Source organism: Enterococcus sp. AZ126, assembly GCF_051714545.1.
Classification (GTDB): Bacteria; Bacillota; Bacilli; order Lactobacillales; family Enterococcaceae; genus Enterococcus_L.
The window spans coordinates 1,305,640-1,328,699 of the sequence record NZ_JBIOSB010000001.1; the positions used below are offsets into that span (position 1 = coordinate 1,305,640).

Annotated in this window: 17 protein-coding genes; 2 read left to right on the plus strand and 15 right to left on the minus strand. The window is 35.8% G+C overall.

The genetic code is table 11. The annotated features are described in order from the left end of the window. Positions 1–271 precede the first annotated feature (271 nt). Positions 272–1,576, plus strand: a complete 1,305-nt coding sequence (locus IGI43_RS06315) for an ISL3 family transposase (protein ID WP_438755906.1) — start codon at positions 272–274, stop codon at positions 1,574–1,576. 149 nt (positions 1,577–1,725) lie between these two features. Here IGI43_RS06315 and IGI43_RS06320 read toward each other — a convergent pair whose 3' ends face one another. The 5 genes from IGI43_RS06320 to IGI43_RS06340 all read right to left on the minus strand — a co-directional run bounded on the left by IGI43_RS06320 (position 1,726) and on the right by IGI43_RS06340 (position 5,767). Next, positions 1,726–2,703: a tetratricopeptide repeat protein gene (locus IGI43_RS06320; RefSeq protein ID WP_438756974.1), complete on the minus strand. Its 978-nt coding sequence runs from the start codon at positions 2,701–2,703 to the stop codon at positions 1,726–1,728. Positions 2,704–2,805: 102 nt separating this feature from the next. After that, a complete protein-coding gene (locus IGI43_RS06325; RefSeq protein WP_438756975.1) occupies positions 2,806–3,096 on the minus strand; it encodes a hypothetical protein in 291 nt (96 codons plus the stop codon). 177 nt (positions 3,097–3,273) lie between these two features. Then, a complete protein-coding gene (locus IGI43_RS06330; RefSeq protein ID WP_438756976.1) occupies positions 3,274–3,948 on the minus strand; it encodes an ABC transporter ATP-binding protein in 675 nt (224 codons plus the stop codon). Positions 3,949–3,952: 4 nt separating this feature from the next. Continuing rightward, on the minus strand, positions 3,953–5,044 hold the full coding sequence (locus tag IGI43_RS06335) for an ABC transporter permease (RefSeq protein WP_438756977.1): 1,092 nt from the start codon (positions 5,042–5,044) through the stop codon (positions 3,953–3,955). A 141-nt stretch (positions 5,045–5,185) separates the two neighbouring features. Next, positions 5,186–5,767, minus strand: a complete 582-nt coding sequence (locus IGI43_RS06340) for a TetR/AcrR family transcriptional regulator (RefSeq protein ID WP_438756978.1) — start codon at positions 5,765–5,767, stop codon at positions 5,186–5,188. 340 nt (positions 5,768–6,107) lie between these two features. Here IGI43_RS06340 and IGI43_RS06345 point away from each other — a divergent pair, with 340 nt between their 5' ends. After that, positions 6,108–7,007, plus strand: a complete 900-nt coding sequence (locus tag IGI43_RS06345) for an NlpC/P60 family protein (protein WP_438756979.1) — start codon at positions 6,108–6,110, stop codon at positions 7,005–7,007. 292 nt (positions 7,008–7,299) lie between these two features. Here the strand turns inward: IGI43_RS06345 and IGI43_RS06350 are convergent, their stop codons facing one another. The 10 genes from IGI43_RS06350 to nifJ form a co-directional block, all read right to left on the minus strand. Further along, a complete protein-coding gene (locus IGI43_RS06350; protein ID WP_438756097.1) occupies positions 7,300–8,577 on the minus strand; it encodes an ISL3 family transposase in 1,278 nt (425 codons plus the stop codon). A gap of 431 nt (positions 8,578–9,008) precedes the next feature. Further along, positions 9,009–10,820: a glutamine--fructose-6-phosphate transaminase (isomerizing) gene (glmS, locus tag IGI43_RS06355; protein WP_438756980.1), complete on the minus strand. Its 1,812-nt coding sequence runs from the start codon at positions 10,818–10,820 to the stop codon at positions 9,009–9,011. Between the two features lie 511 nt (positions 10,821–11,331). Continuing rightward, the gene (locus IGI43_RS06360) at positions 11,332–12,165 is read right to left on the minus strand and encodes an energy-coupling factor transporter transmembrane component T family protein (RefSeq protein ID WP_438756981.1); all 834 of its coding nucleotides are present in this window, start codon (positions 12,163–12,165) and stop codon (positions 11,332–11,334) included. Continuing rightward, positions 12,162–13,871 carry an ABC transporter ATP-binding protein gene (locus tag IGI43_RS06365; protein WP_438756982.1) on the minus strand — a complete coding sequence of 570 codons (1,710 nt, stop codon included), beginning with the start codon at positions 13,869–13,871 and terminating at the stop codon, positions 12,162–12,164. Before IGI43_RS06365 ends, IGI43_RS06360 begins: the two co-directional genes overlap by 4 nt. Before the next feature lie 124 nt (positions 13,872–13,995). Beyond that, complete coding sequence (locus IGI43_RS06370) at positions 13,996–14,547, minus strand: ECF-type riboflavin transporter substrate-binding protein (protein ID WP_438756983.1); 552 nt, start codon at positions 14,545–14,547, stop codon at positions 13,996–13,998. Positions 14,548–14,558: 11 nt separating this feature from the next. After that, positions 14,559–15,416, minus strand: a complete 858-nt coding sequence (locus IGI43_RS06375; RefSeq protein ID WP_438756984.1) for an SAM hydrolase/SAM-dependent halogenase family protein — start codon at positions 15,414–15,416, stop codon at positions 14,559–14,561. Positions 15,417–15,643: 227 nt separating this feature from the next. Continuing rightward, positions 15,644–16,999 carry a phosphoglucosamine mutase gene (gene glmM, locus IGI43_RS06380; protein ID WP_438756985.1) on the minus strand — a complete coding sequence of 452 codons (1,356 nt, stop codon included), beginning with the start codon at positions 16,997–16,999 and terminating at the stop codon, positions 15,644–15,646. 87 nt (positions 17,000–17,086) lie between these two features. Further along, a complete protein-coding gene (locus IGI43_RS06385; RefSeq protein WP_438756986.1) occupies positions 17,087–18,235 on the minus strand; it encodes a CdaR family protein in 1,149 nt (382 codons plus the stop codon). Further along, on the minus strand, positions 18,232–19,119 hold the full coding sequence (cdaA, locus tag IGI43_RS06390) for a diadenylate cyclase CdaA (protein WP_438756987.1): 888 nt from the start codon (positions 19,117–19,119) through the stop codon (positions 18,232–18,234). The genes IGI43_RS06385 and cdaA overlap by 4 nt, the downstream gene beginning before the upstream one ends. 156 nt (positions 19,120–19,275) lie before the next feature. Continuing rightward, complete coding sequence (nifJ, locus tag IGI43_RS06395) at positions 19,276–22,959, minus strand: pyruvate:ferredoxin (flavodoxin) oxidoreductase (RefSeq protein ID WP_438756988.1); 3,684 nt, start codon at positions 22,957–22,959, stop codon at positions 19,276–19,278. Positions 22,960–23,060 lie beyond the last annotated feature (101 nt).

Consider the following 23,060-nt stretch of genomic DNA (forward strand, 5'->3'; position numbering starts at 1 on the left):
TTGATTATCAGCTCTTATTTTTAGTTATTATTTGCGTTCAAGGCGCTCTTTTTCTTTACTTCCTACTCTCATTTGTACTGCAAATCTTTATTAATCACAAGATGAGACAATAGATCCCTACAAAAAAGGCTAGAACATAACTCTGGCTCTATACTTTCTGATGTTGGTGAGAAATCACCGGCATCTTTTTTTAATGCAAAATAATAGAAAAGACATCTCGATATCCTTTAGAATTAAGTCGACTAAAACCAATTAAAAGGAGGAAATCAAGATGTCTTACACCAATCTTATCAAAAATACCTTAGATATTCTAGACTTAAACATTACTTTTACTGAAAATTCTTTAGAAAAAGAACGCATTAAGGGACGAATTTGTCAGGTATTTTCTGGTACATTAGACTATTTAGCCCACTCCTGTCTTCATTGTGGAGAGAAAGAAAAAGGAAAGATTATTCGTTGGGGCTATACGACTTGTCTTATTTTAATGAACGATGTGTCTGAGTATCAAACGTATTTACGCTTGAAGAAACGCCGTTTCTTCTGTTATTCCTGTGAAAGAACGTTCGTCGCTGAAACAAGTCTGATCCAAAAAGGGTGTTCGATTTCTAAGAAAGTGAAGCTATCTATTGCCGATCGATTAAGAAAGGTCACGTCTATGAGTGAGATTGCGCGTCAAAAGAAGGTCTCTGTTTCTTCTGTCTATCGCGTCTTGAAACAATTTTATGAACCGAAAAAAATCAATCGCCTGACCTTGCCTGAAGTCCTTTGTTTTGATGAATTTAAATCGGTTAAACAGGTCGCTGCTTCTATGAGTTTTATCATGATGGATGGTCAAACAAAGCAGTTAATTGATGTCATTGAAAACCGTCAATTGTCCTTTTTACAACGTTATTTTTCACGATTCTCTTTGTCTGTTCGTGAACGTGTAAAATATATCGTTTGTGATATGTACGCTCCTTATTTTTCTCTCGTCAAAAAATTGTTTCCTATGGCTCAGATTATTCTCGATCGCTTTCACATTGTCCAACACATTGGACGAACCTTTTTAAAACACCGCATTCAACGAATGAATCTGTTTCTCCAGAAAGGAACTGTAGAGGCAAAAAAATATCGACACTTGAAGAAGTACTGGAAACTTCTTCAAAAGAACCAATCGAAGCTCGATTTTGAAAAACGCCAATGGCGTCCTTCTTTCCGCACCTATTTAACAGAAACAGAACTCGTTGATCGACTCCTTGCATATGATGAGGAGTTAAAATCTGGTTACACCTGTTATCAGAACGTTCTTTATGCGGTACAAACACGAGACTACACAAGATTCCACTCGCTATTAGAACAAGATTGTTCTGGACTTCCCGTCTATTACCAAACAGTTTTTTCTACCTTTAAGAAAGTTCAAAATGAAATTAAGCATGCTCTAGAATTATCCTATTCCAATGGCCCATTGGAATGCTTGAACAACCATATCAAAGTGTTAAAGAGAAATGCGTATGGGTTTCGTAACTTTTATAACTTTAAATTGAGAATTGCTTTATGCTTTGGTAACGTTCTTTTTCAGCCGAATAGAAAAACCTAGAGGTATTTTCCTCTAGGCCTTACAATAATTGATTTAATTCTTTGGATTTTCTTCACCAACATTAGTTGACAAAGAGCCATAACTCTACGAATTATGTCCTAGCCTTAAGGAATCCGAATAACCCCTTCTATCCCAATCTCTTTTTACCTCTATAAAATCATCGTTTCTAATTCTAAACGAATCTGGTTCTGGATCTTTTTTATTTTTTCGATTTCAGATTGCTCTTCGTCTACTTGATATTTTTGTGCAGTTGAATGGCTATAGGAACTAATATAGCTTATGGCCCACAACCTAGGATCTTTAATGATTTCATCTGCCAAAGGATAAAGTAACGCAAAATGCAAGCGAATTTCTTCCATGATATCAACCAATAAAATAGGGTCATCATTGATCAATTCTTTTTCTAAAAATAACAGTATTCTTTGGTATGCAGCACTATCTAACGGCGTTCCAATGCACGCTGGAATAACAGTATATTTTTTGTTATCTCTCCACAAAAATTGAACCTCTTCTTTTAAATGAAGACTTGCAAGTTCTTCAAGTATCCAAGAACGAACCAAATTATGTACATGGGCATCTAATAAAATCTTTTTCCCAATCACAATAAATTCATCATGAGGTAGTTGTCCCGCTTTTTTTACAATTGCTATCTGCTCATAGTAATTGTGTGTATTTAAATGATCTAATTCTTTCTGTAATTCTTTGATTTTACCGACTTCAAACTCCTGATACATTAATTCAACATGACGAATTTTCTTCTTCAAAGAAATCAATTTTCTCATTTCACCGCTTTGTTCCTTCAAAATTCGTTCATTTATAAGACTATGTGCTTGAATAAACATATGATTTTGGATCAAAATTTGAATGTAAATCTCCATATAATCTAAATTAGCAAAATACTTTTCTTTCATTTCTGAAGCCAATGACAATGCCTGCTCATTTTCTCCTAATTCTAAATATATATTTACTAACACCAAATTCAATGGAAAATCTTGTTGAATTGCATAAGCTTGTTCATAATAGTCAACTGCTTCAATCAAATTATTCTTTTTTATGGCTTCTTGTCCCAGCTCAATAAACCGTTCATAGTTTTTTGGAAATGGAATTTGATTTGTCAGAAGAAACACCACCTTCCTAATGATTATTTCCCATGATATAGTATACTATCAAAAAGAAACAGTGTGTATCTTTTAAAAAGGGAAAACCTTTACTTAAAAATCAATTAACATTTAATACAAATTTCTAATAATGACAGCCGTTTCTGTTTGACCTTGTGCCTGCATCCGTTCTGCTTTTTCTGTCAATGAATAGCCTACATAGAAATCTTTTGTCAATTCATCTTGTACTTTAAATTCTATGACCTCTTCTACATGAAATGCGTTTGGTTCAACTTCTTGAACACTGTCCCATCCAGTATCAATAAATACTTTTGTATTATCATTGATTGCATTATTTGTTCCAAGTTCTTCTACAATTTTTTTCAATTGCGAAAATGTCATTACTTCCACTCTATTATCCATTCTACTGCCTCACTTTCTGATATTTTGACCTTTTTTTCTCATACCAAATACATGTATATCCAACCTCTAATTTTTCTCCACTATTATCATAACCTAAAATTGATTTTTATTATACTCAAAATTCAAAAAGAAGATAAGACAAAACTAAAAATAGTTTTATCTTATCTTTTTTTATTTTTACGACTCTTTTGTCAATTCGCCATCCTCAATACGATAAACATTGTCACTCCACTCAACCATTCTAGGATCATGAGTGACCATGATTGTTGCTTTTTGTTTTTCATGCGCTTCTTTCGCTAAAATTTTTACAACTTCATACGCATGTTCTGTATCTAAACTAGCTGTTGGTTCATCCGCTAAAATCAAACTTGGTTCATTGAATAAAGCCCGGGCAATAGCAACTCGCTGACGTTCTCCACCAGATAAATCTCTTGGAAATTTGTGAATTAAATCGGCAATATCTAAAGAAGATAATAGCTCATTGATTCGTTTTTTCTCCGTTTTTTTCTTTTCAATTTTATCAACTAATCTGAACTGATTTTCCACAGTTAAAAATGGAATCAAGTTTGAGGATTGTAAAATAAACCCAATTTCTTCAAAACGTAATCTTGATCGTTTCTTTTCATTTAAATGTGTAAAGTCTTTTCCGTTGATCATAATAGTACCAGAGGTTGGCGTTTGTAACCCACCTGCAATTGTTAAAAACGTACTCTTTCCAGAACCAGAAGGACCGATGATACTGACGAATTCCCCTGCCTTAACCTTTAAGTTGATCCCTTTTAGTGCCTCAACTTTTGCATGTCCTTTACCAAAGGTTTTACGAATATCATCCATTAATAAAATATCAGTCATTTTATTACCCTCCTATCGCTTTCATGGGATCAACGTGTGTCACTGTTCGGATAGAGAAAACGCCGCCTAATACTGCAACAATAATCAACACTATACTATAAATAAACAGATTTGTACTATCTAATTCAAACGGCATAGCTGACGGTAAAACAAGATTTGTCAGTAAGGTCAAGACCACACCAATCATGACGCCGATAACTCCTAAAATAAAGGTTTGGGCAATGATCGATTTGATAATATATCCGTTAGAAATCCCTTGTGCTTTCATTACGCCGAATAAACTTGTTTTTTGTAGCGTCATCACATAGATAAAAATCCCAATGATTGCTGCTGTGATAACAAACAAGAAGTAAATCATCGCATTTAAGGTAAGATTTTGTTCACTGTAACCAGGCAATTTATCAATAAATGCGTCAATATCGTATTTAGCTAAATGACCATCTGTATCTTTTAGCTTGATGTTATTTGTTTTAGTAGAGCGTACAACGATGCCATTGATCGGTGCTTTTGAACCTTCAATGACTTTGCCAAACTTAAGCTCTTGCCATTGATCAAGTGAGGTATAAATCAACGGGACAATACTAAAGCTATTTTGTTTCGTAATACCCACAACTTTTAGCTCTTTATCTAGCTTACCGATTTTTACATGATCTCCGAGCTTGATTCCCTTATCTACTAAATTTTGTGGAATGATGATTTCTCCCATGTTTTTAAAATATCGTCCTTCAACTATTTTGGGTTTGATGGCACTATTTTCAGTCACACCAAAAAGAGAAATATTGATTTTGTCTGTATCTTTGTTTGCATTCGCTTTGTTTAATGCACCAGCATATTGTCCAAGCGGTTCTTTTTGCTTTGCTTCTACTTGGTTCAAGTCATCCATTATCAAACTTGAAGCATTTAAACTTTTATTCGCATCCTCAGATAAAATAATGCTCGTTGCATCCCACTGATCAACACCTTGTCTTACCCCTTCAGCAAGTCCATTAGCCAAACCAGACAGCATAAAAGCCACGTAAGCAACCAATACAATGACACCTATTACTAATGTGTACCTAAGCTTAAAATACTTCATCTCTTCTAAACCTAAAAACATTGATTCCACCTCTTTTTTTATCAACTGATAAAAAAATACTTAAAAAATAAGACACTTTTTTATCGCTTGATAAAAATAGTACCATGAAAAAAAGAATTAAACAATATTTTTTTATCAAATGATAAAAAACAATTTAATTCTTTATATTGATACACCATTCAAAACCATATCTATCAATTCAGCAATCTGTTCTGAACGCTCTTTTTCTGTTGAAAGTTGATGAACTGTTGAAAATAGTAACGACAAACTCATAAGATAAAATTGAGCTGCTTTTTTCGATGACACTTTACTGTTTAAGGTTGTTTGACTTGACTCAAAAATAGCTTGCAATGGTTTTAAATAATAATCATTCAGTATATAGAACAACTGTTGTTTGTTTTCTTGTTCCATTTCGGCTGCGCTTTGGTGGATAAAAGAAAAAATATCTCTATGGTAAACATTTAACAATGCATTCGTACATTTGATCAATTGATTTTCCAGAGAATCAGACTGAAGTTTTATTTGTTCTATCTCATATTTAAGTTGGCTGCCAATTTGTTTATTGATTTCAATAAACAAAACTTCTTTATTAGAAAAGTGATAGTACAAAGCTGGTTGTGTAATATTTACAGCTTTGGCAATGTCACGAGTTGAGGTATTTTTATAACCGTTTTTTAAAAAAAGCTCCTTAGCGATTTCTAAAATCGATTGATGCGTGATTTCAAAAACCTTTTCTTTTTTCATTGTCTTTCCTCCATTTTTCCTTGATTACATTCTGTTACTGTATGAACTATTTTAAATCAAAACCTGTAAAAAAGATAGCTATAAAAATTGAAGGTTCGTAATCTTAGACTTGAAAACAGGTGTTATCGAAATCTAATCCTGCTTAATATTACAATGAAGTCCTATTTTGAAATAAAAGAACCTTTTTTGTAAATCAAGAAATAAACATTTAACCCACCTTTTACAGACTTTTTGATCCCTCTATGTTTAAATAGTAGCTGGTCTTAAAATAGTGGAACTATATTTTAGACACTATCGACAATTTTAATCTAGAAAATTTAAATACTTAAGGAGCGTTTTTTTGAAAAAAAATAAATTGATAACTAAATTATTCCTCAGCTGCCTAACACTTTCTGCCGGTTTATTGCTAAGTGATGATGTCTTTGCTACCTCTATAGAAACGGATGCACAAGAAAAAATCGTTACCGAATATTCACAAAAATTAGTTCAATTAAAAGAAGTGAAACAAAAATTTTCAGAACAAAAAAATGAAAAAAACAACCAACTATCTAGGATAGAAAAAAATATTGAAACCATTCAAAGTGACCTTGATCAGTTAGCGAAATTAAAATCGATCACTACTATTACTGAAACATCAAAATCAGACATTGATCAAGCTGCAACACTTGTTTCCTCTTTGTCTCCACTAGCCATTCAAGAAGGTTCAATAAGCAAGAAAAAAGAGCAATTAACTGAATTAAAACAAACCCAAGTTTCATTAAAGCTAGACAGCCAATCCCTTTCAAAACAAGAATTAGAAGCAACGAAACAAGAAAACCAGTTATCCGAGAAAATTGCACAAGTAAATAAGGAAAAAGTGGAACAAGTAGAACAAGTAGAACAAATAGATACACGTTCCGCTGTTATTGATGCTGCAAAAACTCACTTAGGTAAACCATACGTCTATGGTGCTGCTGGACCAGACGCATTTGATTGCTCTGGTTTAGTTCAAGTCGCTTTTGCTAGTGCTGGACGCAATCTTGGTCGAACAACTGTTGACCAAGAAAGTGCCGGTACTACGATTTCTGTGGCAGAAGCTCAAGCGGGTGATTTAGTTTTTTGGGGTAGCCAAGGTGGAACGTATCATGTGGGGATTTCAACTGGCGACGGTTCATACATTCATGCACCTGTTCCTGGTGATGTTGTGCAAGTAGCCACGGTAGCTTCTTATACACCTGATTTTGCTGTAAGAGTTTTATAAACTATTCGTTCATTTTTTCGAAATGTCCATTGATTCACCAGCAAAACTTCACGATTGTAGTAAACTATATTTTTCTATTGAAAGCTTTCTCATTTTTTTAAATGAACATCGAAATTGTTGAGAATTAAGAAAAATTATGGTATTTTATGGTTGTGTGTAATTTGATTTGTGTTTCCTCCGTCTCTCTGATGGGGGAAATATTTTTGGTTCTACGTCAAATTGTGTTGGTAAGCCAAATAACTGAATAGAAATCTAGGTCTGGTAAGGATAGAACATTCTTATCAGGCTTTTTTTATTGTTGTGAAAAAATAAGACCTTGAATAATATAAATACGTGAACGAAAATGATAAAAGTTTCGATAGCCATAGGCTACCCGTTTGATTACCTTAAGTTTATTGTTTAACCCTTCAGTGACACCATTAGAATAAGGGAAGCGAAAAGAATTTTTAATGCCTTCTTTATATTTGTTAAAGAAGAGTAATTTCTTTTTGAACCAGTGTGGTAGCTGATTATCTAGCTGTTGAAGATACTCAAAAAAGAGTGTATGTTCCCGATGAGAAAAAGCATATTTTAAGTATTGAACCGTATCATAGCCTGTCCGTAGGACAGCATCATAGTGCAACAGTTCATCGACAATATCCTGTTGACTTAATGGTCGTTTAAATAAGGGCTGGTATGCTCGACAGTTTATATCTAATTTATCGGAATCTTTCAATAGTAACTTCCAATAGCGTTTTAAGCGACGGTATTGTTTTGGTTTAGAACTTTTTAAGCGGTTCATCGTTTGAATTCGCAATTGGTTCAACGTACGATTCATTTGTTGGACGATATGAAAGCGATCCGTCACTAATTGAGCATTAGGAAAGACCGTTCGAAGAAGTTGATGGTAACTAGCGTTCATATCTGTTACGAGATACGCTACATGTAGCCGAGCTTCACGTGTAAAGCGCATGAAATGAGCGGTCAATTTGTGTAGTCGTCTATCTTCCAACACTTCTAACAACTGATTCCGTTGTCCATCCACACAAATAAAGCTCATACTTCCTTGGCAAGATTTCATGGATTTAAATTCATCAATACATAAAATTTTAGGGAGGAAGTTCCAGTTTGTTCGATAATTTTGTGATAGTCTATCCATCATTCTAAGGACTGTTATGTCTGAAACAAAGTGCTTTTGAGCAATCATTTTTCTTGAAACATTCTTTTTCAAGTCAAGCATAATTTGGTATTGAAGCTGTTTAGATAAGTGATGATGTTCTTCAATCAGCTCTGTATGAGCGTGAAAAGTAGTACCACATTCATGACAAAGAAAGCGTGTCCGTTTTAGCTCTAATAGAGTGAAACGTTCATTAAAAACAGGCAATTGAGCTGTTGTTGTATGACTGCCATTTTTGATGATTTGTCCATGATCGAGGCTTCCACATTTCTCGCAATGGGTAGGTGAATAGGTCAGCTTGGCTTTAATCACTTGAGCTTGCACTCCTTTTACTGTTCTTTGTTCCAACCAATTTTTTTCAAACCAGAGGTTTTTGTCTGTAAGTCCGAGCAATAATCTGGTATTCTTATCCATAGGGAACAACCTTTCTGATGATTTGTGGTTTTTGTCGATTTCATTTTATCAGTTAGTTGTTCCTTTTTTGTGTTTAAATGCTTAAAAAAGTGCTGGTAGAAAATCTTTTTTGATTTCCACCAACACAATATATTATAGAACCATATTTTTTTGCTTATTTACTATGCTATCGATTACATTTTTTCACTGCACATCATTATTTGTCTACAAAAATTTACTTACTTCATCTAGCTTCCTTATAAAATCCATTAGATTTTACTGAATTAAGCTTAGCAATAGTGACTAATTCACTCCATACTATCATTTTGATTTCGATATCTGCTATGAGAACAAAGCTAGAACAACCTTTTATATGAAAAGTAAAACGGAATAAAAAGACACAGCCAGAAGTACTCGCAAGAATACTGTCAGCTGTGTTCTTTGATTCCGTTTTATTCCACCGTAACACTTTTCGCTAAATTACGTGGTTTATCAACATCATAACCTCTTTGTAATGTTGCAAAGTAAGCAATCAATTGTGTTGGAACAATACTCACTAACGGTGTTAGTAAAGGATGCACATCCGGTATGATCAATTGATCTGTTTCTTTTGCAAGGGATGCCAACGCAATTACAAAATTATGAGCACCACGACTTTCAACTTCTTTTAGATTGCCTCGAGTATGAGCTGCTGTAATGTTGTCTGTAATAATACCGAAAACCGGTGTTCCTTCTTCAATCAACGCAATCGTACCGTGTTTTAACTCTCCTGCAGCGAAACCTTCTGCTTGAATGTAGGAAATTTCTTTTAATTTTAGCGAAGCTTCCATCGATACATAATAATCAACGCCTCGACCGATATAAAACGCATTTCTTGTATGTGACAAATAGTCTTCTACTAACTGGCTGATCAGCATTTTTTCATCGATGATTGTTTCCATGATTGCGGCAATCACACTTAGTTCATGTGCAATGTCAAAGGCTAACGATGATTGATTCCCTTTATTGTCACCTACGGCTTTAGCAAGGATTCCTAATACAGCAATCTGTGCAGTATATGCTTTTGTTGAGGCAACAGCGATTTCCGGTCCAGCATGGAGAAGTAATGTATGATCAGCTTCTCTAGATAAGGTAGAACCTGCTACATTCGTTAATGTCAATGACGGTAATCCTAGTTCATTCGTCTGAACCAATACTTGACGGCTATCAGCTGTTTCTCCACTTTGACTTAAATAAATAAAAAATGGTTTTTCTGATAATAACGGCATATTATAACCAAACTCACTTGAAAGATGGACTTCAACGGGGATGTTGGTCATTTTCTCAAGGATCGCTTTCCCTACCCACCCAGCATTATAGCTAGTACCGCAGGCGATGATATAAATACGATCACTATCCGTTATCTTTTCGACAATGTGTTTATCAACAATTGTAGTGCCCTGCGCATCGGTGTATTCTTGAATAATTCGACGCATAACAGTCGGCTGATCATCAATTTCCTTTAGCATATAATATGGATATGTGCCTTTTTCGATGTCACTCAAGTCGAGTTGGGCTTCATACGATTCACGATAAACAAGATTGCCTTTTCTATCTTCAATTTCAATTTTATCCGCTTTGACAATGACCATTTCACCATCAGCAATTTCGACAAAATGATTGGTTTCAGCAAGCATCGCCATCGCATCGCTACATATTACATTAAAATGATCGCCCAAACCAATTAATAATGGACTTTTATTTTTAGCCACATAGATGATATCTGGATTGTTTTTGTCAATCAACGCAAATGCATACGAACCCTCGATCACTGTCAGAGATTTTTTGAACGCTTCCTTTGTTGTCATACCCGTTTCAGCAAAATACTCAATCAAATGGACAACAATTTCAGTGTCCGTCTCACCTTCAAGCTGCTTATTTTGAAGAAATTCCTGTTTTATTTCTTCAAAATTTTCTATAACCCCATTGTGCACTAAAATAAATTGGTGATTGCTTGATGAATGGGGATGAGCATTTCTTTCACTTGGCTTTCCGTGCGTTGCCCAACGTGTATGACCAATTCCAACTGTTCCTTGCACCTCTGGACTTATTTTACTCTTTAAATCAGCAATTCTTCCTATGGATTTGACTAAATAATCCTTCTTATCCTTCCCTGTTACAAAAATTCCAGCTGAATCATATCCTCTATATTCTAATTTCTCCAATCCTTGAATCAGACTATCTGTTGCATTCTCTTTTCCAATAATTCCTACGATTCCACACATACTATTTTTCCTACTTTCGCGATTGTATTAGGTCATAACTCGATAAATAAAAATGGATCAATAAAAAATATTTCTAAAGCCTTTTCCTGTTATAAAGGCTTGTCCTTTATTAATCCAATAGCTTATTCTTTCAAGTCTTCATCATAGGTTTCTATTCTGCGTAGTTGGATTTTTGTTATAATTTCGCAATTATTTTTTCTCTTCAACTTGTAGAGTGCAGTCCCTAGAGCTATCCGCCGAATCTTTCGATAAGCTCTTTCCTCGTCACCTGACTAATCAGGCCTGGCGCTATTCCATATTGGTCTACCCAACTCTCCTTCTTTTTTTATCAATAGAAACTTTATTAATAATACAATAAACAAAATACAAATGTCAACATTTTAACAAAAAAAATAAATTGGTATAGTTTAAATAAAATAAAAAAAAGTGTGAAATAAAAGTAACGTTCACTTTTATTCCACACACTAATATCAGAATCAGAAGCCATCTATCTTGATCTTATCTCAACTAGTTAATTAAATGGATTGTAAAATCTCCCACCGTTGACTTTAAATAGCAAGAAACTTAGGACGGTCAATAAAACGCCGAATCCGATCACAAGAAAATCAGAAGCATGAAACGGCTGTTGTGCGTACCATGTTCTTTTCTTTTTTTCACCAAATCGACGCAGTTCCATCGCTGTACTGATCGTCTCAATGCGATCTAAACTAGATAAAATTAAAGGGAAAACAATTTGAGCAGTTCCTTTCAATCGTTGTGTCAGTTTCCCTTTTTTAGACATTTCAAACCCACGTGCCTGTTGCGCAAGTGAGATATTGACAAAATCTTCTTGAATATCTGGAATATAGCGAATAGCCAAAGCTACCGCATAACTGATTTTATAACTAACACCTATTCGATTCAAGCTAGAAGCAAATTCACTTGGATTCGTCGTCAACAGAAAAATCAATACTAAAGGAATCGTACACAAGTATTTTAACACTAAATTAAATTCATAAAATAACTGCTCTTGTGTAAGGGTAAACCGACCCAAACCTTCAAAAATTACTGTTCTTGAGTGATAAAGTTCTACACCATACTCAGGTGCAAACAAATAAACCGCAATAATATTCAATAAAGAAAAGACAAAAATAAATTTTACCACAAATGAAATTTGGTGCCACTTAATATTCGATAGTTTAAATAAAACGAATGAAAATAGCGTCATACCAATCAAAAAACGGGTATCATACGTTGTCATACACGCCACAGATAATAGAATCAAAAAAATTAATTTAGCAGTCCCATTCAATTTATGAATCACTGTATGATCAGGAATATAACCTAACATTTGATGTTCATTCATTTCAAACGCACCTCCTGATCATATGTCATAAAGTTTTCTGTAAACAAAAATGGATCCTTCATTCCTAAATGTTGTGCAAATGTAAATAAACTTGTTTCTTTCAATGATGCGCGTTCCACTAACTTAGAATCAGTCAATACTTTCACTGGCGTTGTATCCGCGATAATTTTACCATCATGTAAAACAATTGCCCGATCCGTATATTCTAACATTAGGTGCATATCATGCGTGATCATCGCAATCGTCACACCCATTTTATTTAATTTTTCTAAAAACGTCATCATTTCAGTATAATGTTTGAAATCCTGGCCTGCAGTTGGTTCATCTAAAATAATCATTTCCGGTTCCAGAACTAAAATCGATGCAATAGTAACTCTCTTCTTTTGACCAAAACTAAGTGCTGAGATTGGCCAATGACGAAATGAATACAAGCCACAAATTTTTAAAACCTTTTCAACTCGCTCGTTGATTTCTGTTTCTGGAATTCCTTTTAATGTCAAACCTAGAGCAACTTCTTCAAAAATCATCTTCTTAGAAATCATTTGGTTCGGGTTTTGCATGACAAAACCAATCTTATCGGCACGTTCTTTGATTGAAAATTGAGTAAGATCTTGTCCTGCCCACCTCATTTCACCTGATTGAGGTGTAATAAACCCACAGATAGCTTTACTCAAAGTAGATTTACCCGCTCCATTTTTACCAACAATACTCAACATTTCTCCACGATTGAATCCAATGGAAACATCATTCAAAACATACTGATTATTTCGATTATATTGATACGTAATACTTTTCAGCTCCAATAAAGGTGATACTTTTTTTTGCTCTGTCGCTTGGGATTGATTTTTCATCCATTTTTCCATTTGTGCTTTCAAATTAGGTGCTTGGACTTTTTCAATGTCAGATAAATGCTCAACTGTTTCTAAATCCACACCAGCATATTTCATCGCTGTTATATAGAGCGGTTCACGAATGCCTTGTTCGGTCAATGTATTCGTCTTAAGCAATTCATCCGCAGGTAAATCTGCGACTACTCGCCCTTCATTAAAAACAATCACACGATCAACTGAACGATATAAAACATCTTCTAAACGATGCTCAATAATCAAAATAGTTGTCCTCGTCTTTTGATGGATTTTTTCAATCAGATCAATGGTTTCTTTCCCAGCTTTTGGATCAAGATTAGCTAATGGTTCATCAAATAACAAGATCGGTGCTTCATCGATCAAAACACCGGCCATTGATACTCGCTGTTTTTGCCCACCAGATAAATCTTGTGGACGATGTTGTAAAAAGTCATTCAGTCCGACGATTTTCGTCCAATGATCCACTTCTTCTTTCATTTTTTTTTGCGGCACTTCATCGTTCTCTAAAGCAAACGCAACATCTTCTCCCACTGTTAATCCAATAAATTGACCATCTGTATCTTGTAAGACTGTTCCAACGTCAAAAGATAAATCAAACAGGCTAGTGTTTGTTAAATCTTTACCGCCAATCATTACGTTCCCAGTTATTTCCCCTTCATAGCTATATGGAATCAACCCATTGATACATTGGGCAAATGTTGATTTACCGCTTCCGCTTGGGCCGACGATCAAGACTTTTTCTCCTTCATAAATCGTCAAATCAATAGTATGCAATGTTGGTTCAGCCTGACTATGATATTGAAAAGTAAAATTTTCGAAAGTTATCAGTGGTTTTTTCATCGATGACGCTCCCTTATTCTATGTAAAAAAGGACAAGAAAAGGCTATTAAATCAAGCTTGCTTTTTCTCGCCCTTAATTTTATTTCAGTAAGTATAGTTGTACTACTCTCATTTTACTACATAATCAATCTTTTGTTAAACTACCTTTTTTTGTCCGCGTTCCAGCATAAGCTGCCATTAATAATGTACCAATGATTCCTACTGCGATAATATTCAACACCACAGCGATCACACCTTGTGTGTAAACTTTACTGGCTGGTTCGCTATAAATCAGTACGTCTAATGTGGGTGCAATCAGCCCCCAAACTACGGCATTTCCAATCACTTGATAAATATTAAAATAAATAATGTCTTTTTTATGGAATTCGCCATGTTGAAGATCGATCTTTCTACCCGCAAAACCATAGATTACTCCTATAATACCAGAACAAATGATCCAACTCCACCATGCACTGCCATAAGTTGTAAAATCTTTTAATGTATGACCAATCAAGCCGATCAAGCCACCAGCGACTGGACCAAAAATAACAGAAATCAATGCCAAAAACGGGTAGGCTGTTTCTAAATTTGTATTAGGAAATCCTGTCGGAATCACAACAAAACGGCCTAAAATGACAAATACAGCTGATCCAATACCGATTGCTACAATTGTTTTAACTGAAAAATCTTTCTTCATATTCTCCACTCCTATTCAAAAATAATTTTTGGCGCTTTTCTTAATTGGATCGTCCAATCTGTTCCTGTACCGATATGATACAGTTTAGAAAATGAGTCCTGATTGACTGCGACACCGATATTTACCAAAGAATTGACGTATACTAAAGGTTCTCCAATATTTACATCTGCAAACGATTTCGCAAATTTCATAATATTTTGATACACTTTTTTTCCTTGATGATAAATCGTTACTTGTAATTGATCATCATGAACAATTTTTTCTTCTTTCATAAAAGCTAATGGGATATTTGTCCATAATGAGCCAAAACGAATATCTAAAACATCAATACTGCCTTCTAAAATATGTTCACCATGTTTCGCTTCAATCAAGTGCAACCGTTCAATCGAATCATTCTGAACAATACTGCCAAGTTCCCCAAACGAAATCTCACCACTAGCCAAACGCGCCCCATTATAAGCATAGATATCTCTACCATGAAACGTGTGACTTTCCTCTGAATGAGGCAAGCGGCTTGTTACTTCATCAATCGAACGAATCTCTTCAATTCCTTGATAGTGGTAAATATGCGTCAATGATCCATTATCCGGCGTAATAATATAATGTCCAGAATTTGTTTTCGCTACGAGACTTCGCCTTGTACTACCTACACCTGGATCGACAACAGAAACAAAAACAGTTCCTTTAGGCCAGTACTTTACTGTTTGATACAGGCGGTATGATGCCGCCCAAATATCATAAGGAGGAATTTCGTGGGTCAAGTCGCCAATGATGATCTCGTCACTTACCATATGAGCGACACCATACATCGCACTTACTGCTCCATCGCCAAGCCCAAAATCTGTTTGTAAAACTAAATAATTTCCCATCTGATTATCCCTCTCTAACTATTTATATCTATTATATTTTGTGAAGAAATAGGTTGGATTCTGATTATTTTCCTATCAATTCTAAAACATCGTACCTTTTTCTGTTTATTCTGTCAATAACAGTATCGAACAATTCTTAATTTATAGAAATGATTATTCGTCTTTTTAAATAAATAGAAAAATAACCTGCAACATGTTCCCATGCAAACAGGTTATTCTAATTTTTTTTAGCCTATGCCGATTTCAGCTTTTACAATCTCTGCGATTGTATCTACATAGTAATCAACTTTTTCTTGTGTCGGTGCTTCAGCCATCACACGTAGTAATGGTTCAGTTCCAGATGGACGAACCAAGATACGACCGTCGCCATTCATTTCAGTTTCCATCAATTCAACGATTTCTTTGATGGCAGGAACATCCATTGCCCCATGTTTGTCTGTTACTCGAATATTGACTAGCTTTTGTGGATAAACTGTTAGCTCTGAAGCCAATTCGGATAATTTTTTCCCAGTTTGTTTCATTACATTCAACAACTGGATACCAGATAACATTCCATCACCTGTTGTGTTGTAATCTAAGAAGATCATATGTCCTGATTGTTCTCCACCAAAATTATAATCATTTTTGCGCATTTCTTCAACAACATAACGATCGCCAACTTTTGTGATGACATCTTTCATTCCTGCCGCTTCTACCGCTTTACGGAAACCTAAATTACTCATAACTGTAGTAACGATTGTATCTTTTTTCAAACGATTCTTTTCAGCAAGGTATTTTGCACAGATAAACATGATCTTATCGCCATCCACGATATTTCCTAATTCATCTACTGCAATGATACGATCTCCATCTCCATCGAAAGCAAGCCCTGCATCAGCACCTTTTTCAACGACCATCTCTGCTAATTTTTCAGGATGAGTAGATCCCACACCATCATTGATGTTCAATCCATTCGGACTTGTACCCATCGTGTAAAAATCTGTTTCTAAATCAGCAAACAATCGATTTACAGAAGTTGCTGTAGCACCATTTGCAGCATCGATGCAAACGGTTAGATCAGATAAATCACCTGGAATCGTTTGTACTAAGAATTGAGAATACTTTAATAAACCTTCTGGAAACTCATCAAGTGAACCTAAGCCCTCTGCTGAAGGACGTGGTAAATTGTCTTCTTCTGCATCCAGTAACGCTTCGATTTCAAGTTCTTGCTCATCTACTAACTTAAAACCGTCCGAACCGAAAAATTTAATTCCGTTATCTTCTGCCGGATTATGAGAAGCCGAAATCATGATACCAGCCGAAGCTTTTTGCAGCCTTGTTAAGTAAGCAACGCCTGGCGTTGAAATCACACCTAATTGAAATACTTCGATTCCAACAGATAACAGACCTGAAATCAAAGCTTGTTCTAATAATTGACCTGAAATACGTGTGTCACGGCCGACTAATACTCTTGGACGGCGTGTGGAATCTTCATGTTGACTTAATACATATCCGCCGAAGCGACCTAATTTAAATGCTAATTCTGGTGTTAGTTCCTTATTGGCAATCCCTCTAACACCATCTGTTCCAAAATATTTACCCATGATAACTCTCCTTCTACTTACTAAGCCGTTCTCAATTATTTTACTGATTACAACTCAGAAAATAATCAATTAACTTAGTCAATCAACTTAATTTTCTGGAACTGAATTACTCCCAATTTCTGTCTCATCTTCCTCAGTAGGTTTTGAACTAGACGTACTTGATGAACTTGATGTACTAGAGGAACTGGTTGTTTTTTCACTAGAAGGCACTGGCGCCGGTACTCCTTGACCCGAATTCGATGTCGTTGAGCCTTGTCCGCTAGTTTCAGAAAAACTGGTATTCGCTCCTGAAAAGACTGGATTGATTGTCACTTCTACTTCCTCAGGTGAAACAATGTACTCTGAATTTGTTGGAATCTTTATTTTTTGTTTCGTTGATGATTTTATGTTGCTTACATCAACAGGTAATTCTATTGTGTCGATTGCATCTAAAATTGATTTTTTCCCTCTAATTTCGATTTTTTGCTCTGAAAAATTGAAGCTATAATACTCAATACCTGATGGGGGCGAACCCGTCGGAGTAATTGTTAATCCTACTTCTTTTGAAGGCAATATCAAATCAACGACAACTTTTACCTGAGGTGCTGGATTTTCAATACTCAATACTTGTCCTTTTGCATCGATAGCTTGAACATTAACCGTTTGTTTGATCGTATCAACGGATTGTTTGACATTTGATAGCGGGGCAATCACACGGGTAATAGCTTTAGCTGTTTCTTCTCCAGTTGTAATTTCTACTTTTTCAGGACTTAAAGTTGTTTTTTCTACTTTGTACCCTTCTGTCTCGATTGATTCAGGCAATTGTGCCTCTACATTAAATGTTTTTGTTACTTTTTTCTCCATTGTCACCGTTATTGTTTTGGGTTCAATTTCGGCCGTTACGGCTGTACTCAATCCTTTTACTCTCAACTGAATTTCGGATGTTCCAAGTGGTATTTCCGTCAGATCTGCAACTACCTGAAAGTTTCTAGTATCTTCATTCGATTCTAAATCCAGTTGAATTCGATTAGCACTAGTTAAATGGACATTGACTGTATCTTCATAACCAGAAACAAAATACTTATCTTGATCATAATCTAATTGAACAGGAACATTATACAACATTTCATCATATACTTGGCTGGTCCCTGACATAGTACCTATATTCCCAGAAGAATTAGCATTGAAAAACAACAACAAGGCAAAAAGTAATGCAAGCAACCTTGAGAACCAATTGCTTTGAGAGGCTTTTTTCATTTCTTTTTCGCCCCTTTCGATACACCTTCAATAAAGTGTTGCAAAAGATTTTTTTTATCTTTACTATCTTCTTTTGGAACCAATTCTGCTCGAAGAATTTTTAGATATTCTTCTTGTGTTAATCGAGGAATCAGATCATTATTCAATGTCAGGCTAACGTCACCTGTCTCTTCTGATACGATAATTGTTACAGCATCACTTACTTCACTAATACCAACGGCTGCTCTATGACGAGTCCCGAATTCTTTAGGAATCAAGTTACTTTCTGACAAAGGTAAATAGGCACTTGCCACGGCGATTTTTCCTTGTTTTACGATTACTGCACCATCATGCAACGGCGTATTTGGTATAAAGATATTGATCAGTAATTCTCCTGAAATATCAGCGTCTAAATCGATACCTGTTTCAATGTACTCATCTAATCCGGTATTTTTTTCAATTGTAATCAGTGCGCCAATTTTTCGTTTAGCCATGTACTGAATAGCTTTATCAAAGGCAAGAATCATTTTCTCATCTTCTTGCTGTTCTGATCGACTCGGACGGAAAAATGAACTTCTACCAAGATGTTCTAAGCCTCGCCGGACTTCTGGCTGGAAAATCACGACAGCGGCAATAACACCATACATAATGACTTGGTTCATTAGCCAAGACAATGTATGCAGTCCGATAATTTCACTAAGTATGCGAATCACAATAAAAACAGCGACTCCCTTTAACAGCTGGACAGCCTTTGTTCCTCTAACGAGCATGATTAATTTGTAAACAAGATACCATACTACTAAAATATCTATAATATTGATGATAAAATCACGCGACAAGAAATCTGATGAGATCAATTGCCGCCAATAATCTAAATGAAATAATTGACTAAGTTGAAAAGACATCATAAACCTCACTTCTCTCTCAAGATTTCTTAAATAAGTATACCATAATCTTTTGCTTGGTTACAGGCTGAGAACAAATGATATAAAAATTTAAATAAAAAAGAATGAAAGAAGAAGACCTCAGTGATCCACTTCTTTCATTCTAACCTAATTCAATTATTCGTCTGTTTTCCCGCGTTTTGCTGCACGTTCTGCTCGTCTGGCAGCTCTTCTTGCATCTGCTTCTGGATCAACCACACGTTCTTTTTTTTGTCGTGGTAGAGGGGCTTTTTCAGCCTTGATTTTATCCGTTGTCTTTTCTAATTTTGCTCGAATTTTTTCTTCTTGTCCAGCCATGCGTGCATAATTGTAAAAACGATTTTTTGCATCAGCAACTGTTTTTTCAAAAAGTTTACCTGCAAATTCAGGCTGTGTAGATTCTAACGAAGAAAAACGGACTTGTTTTTTCATAAAGTTTTGCATTTCTTCAAAATTCGGTTTTTTATAATCTAATGTCATTGGATTTTTTCCTGACTCTCGTAGTTCAGGATTATAACGATACAATGACCAGTACCCAGAATTAACTGCTTCTTTGGCTTCTTCTAATGTTTTACTCATCCCACCAGCTAATCCATGTGTGATACATGGCGTATACGCAATAATAATGGAGGGTCCAGGGAAGCGTTCGGCTTCTTCAAAAGCTTTAATTGTCTGCATTTGATTCGCTCCTGAGGCGATTTGTGCGACATAAACATTACCATAAGTCATCGCCATCATGCCTAAATCTTTTTTAGAAACATATTTTCCACTTGCAGAAAATTTGGCAATTGCAGACGCTGGTGTAGCTTTTGAAGTTTGCCCGCCAGTGTTAGAATAGACTTCATTATCTAAAACGAGCATATTAACATCTGCTCCACTAGCAAGAACATGATCGATCCCACCATAACCAATATCATACGCCCAGCCATCTCCACCAATCATCCACTGACTATTTTTCACGAATAAATCTTTATCCGCAAAAATTGCTTCTAATAGCGGTTGATCATTTTTTTCATCAAGTAATGCAGCTTTTAATTTGGCAGCACGTTGCTGTGTTCCTTCACCCGTGTGCATATGATTGATCCAATCTTCCATTAATAATCTTAATTCTTGAGAAGCAACATCCATGGCTTCACTCATCTTCATTGCTAAATGTTCACGACGTGTTTGGCTAGCTAATAGCATGCCGTAACCAAATTCGGCATTATCTTCTAATAACGAGTTAGACCAAGCAGGACCTTGTCCTTCAATATTTGTCGTATAAGGAGAAACAGGCGCCGCACCACCCCAAATAGATGAACATCCAGTAGCGTTTGCAATCATCATGCGATCACCAAACATTTGAGTCAATAATTTTACATAAGGCGTTTCTCCACAGCCAGCACAAGCACCTGAAAATTCTAATAGAGGTTTGTTGAACTGTGTTCCTAAAACGGTATTTGGTTTAGCTGGATTTTCTTTTTGCTTCAAGGTCATAGAAAAGGCCCAGTTCATCGCTTGCTCTTTTTGCTCTTCGTAAGGTTTCATGACTAAAGCTTTGCCTTTTGCGGGACAGGCATCCACACAAAGACCGCAGCCTGTACAATCTTCCACAGAAACTTGAATACGGTATTTCAATCCGTCAGCACCACGCATTTCCCTTACGATATATCCTGCAGGTGCTTCTTCCATTTCTTCATCATCTGCCAAGAATGGACGGATCGCTGCATGGGGACAAACAAACGCACATTCATTGCACATCGTACAACGATCGCTATTCCATTCAGGAACTTCTACAGCGATACCGCGTTTTTCTATAGCTGTTGTACCTAGCGGCATACGTCCATCTGTCATGTCATTTTTGATAAAAGCACTGACCGCAAGCTCATTACCTTCTTGGCGATTGATTGGCTCTACGATCTCATGAACATAGTCAGTAATATTCTCTTTACGGACTTTTGGTTTAACTTCAATTGTTTTCCAAGCAGCTGGCACTTCGACCTTATGCAGAAGTTCAACCGTGCGTTCAATTGCTTGAACATTTTTTTCAACAACTGACATAGATTTTCTAGCATAGCTTTTGAATGCTTCTTCTTTTAAGATTGGTAAAACTTCATCAAACGGCATGATGTCCGCCAATTTAAAAAATGCTGTTTCCATTGCTGTATTGATTCGTCCGCCTAAACCTACTTCACTGGCTAATTTTACGGCATTGATCGTATAAAAATCAATCTCATTTTCAGCTAAATAACGTTTTAATTTATTTGGCAAGAAGCGTTCTAATTGCTCATCATTCCAAACCGTGTTCAGTAAAAAGGTTCCGCCTTTTTTCAACCCTTTAACTAAATCATACGTATTTAGGTACGCGGCTGTATGACACGCAACAAAATCTGCGTGCTCAATCAAGTAAGTCGAACGAATCGCTGAGTCTCCAAAACGCAAATGAGATACCGTTAAGCCACCCGATTTTTTTGAATCATAATAAAAGAAGCCTTGAGCATATTTATCTGTATGATCCCCAATAATTTTGATTGCTGATTTATTTGCACCAACGGTACCATCTGAACCAAAACCCCAGAATTTTGCTTGATAGGTTTTAGGATTGGTTAAATCAAGTGCGTCTCCACAGTCAAGAGACGTGTAGGTCACATCGTCTACGATTCCGATCGTAAAACGAGATTTCGCCGTTTTTTTATCTTTTAATAGTTCATCATAGATTGCAACGATTTGATTTGGTAAAACATCCTTTGAACCCAATCCATAACGTCCGCCGATAATCATCGGACGCAAGTCAGATTCATACATCGCACTTTGAACATCTAAAAGTAAAGGCTCTCCACCTGCTCCAGGTTCTTTCGTACGATCCATCACGCCGATTGCTTTAACCGTTTTAGGCATTTTTTCTAAAAAGTTTTCAATTGGGAACGGACGATACAAATGAATATTTAAGAAACCAACTTTTCTCCCTTGTTTCGTTAGGAAATCAATGGTTTGCTCGATTGCTTGTGCAGCTGATCCCATCGAAACAATCACTTCTTGCGCATCTTCTGCACCATAATAGGTAACTAGATCGTACGATGTTCCTCTAAGCAAATTGATTTCATCCATATATTTTTTCACAACAGTTGGAATTTGTTCATAGTAGCGATTGATCGTTTCACGTTGTTGAAAATGAATATCTGGATTTTGGTTTGTTCCGCTAACAGAAGGATGATTAGGATTCATACTTCTGCTACGAAACGCATTCACTTTTTCTTGATCCAATAACGGGGCTAATTCGTCATAGTCCAATACTTCGATTTTTTGTATTTCATGACTTGTTCTAAAACCATCAAAGAAGTTGATAAACGGTACACTCGATTCAATTGAAGCCAAGTGAGCTACCGCAGATAGATCCATAACTTCTTGTACACTGCTTTCGCATAGCATCGCAAACCCAGTCTGACGAGCAGCCATAACATCACCATGGTCACCAAAAATATTCAACGCATTTGTCGTTACCGCTCGACTCGCTACATGAAAGACGGACGGAAGGAGTTCTCCTGCAATCTTATACATATTTGGAATCATTAATAATAGTCCTTGTGAAGCTGTATATGTAGTTGTAAGTGCACCTGTTTTTAGCGATCCGTGGACCACACCTGCAGCACCTGCTTCTGATTGCATTTCAACAATTTTAACAGGTTGTCCAAAAATATTTCGCTTTCCTTCTGCCGACCATTGATCAACAAGTTCCGCCATTGTTGAGCTAGGTGTAATTGGATAAATAGCGGCTAATTCAGTAAACGCATATGAGATGTACGCAGCAGCCGTATTCCCATCCATTGTCTTCATTTTTCGCATTATAATAGTCATCATCCTTCTATCTAAAAGTAGAATAGTTGCACGCATATTCTTTTCTATTATAACGGAAATACACCAAATTTGAAATGTTTTGTGAAAAT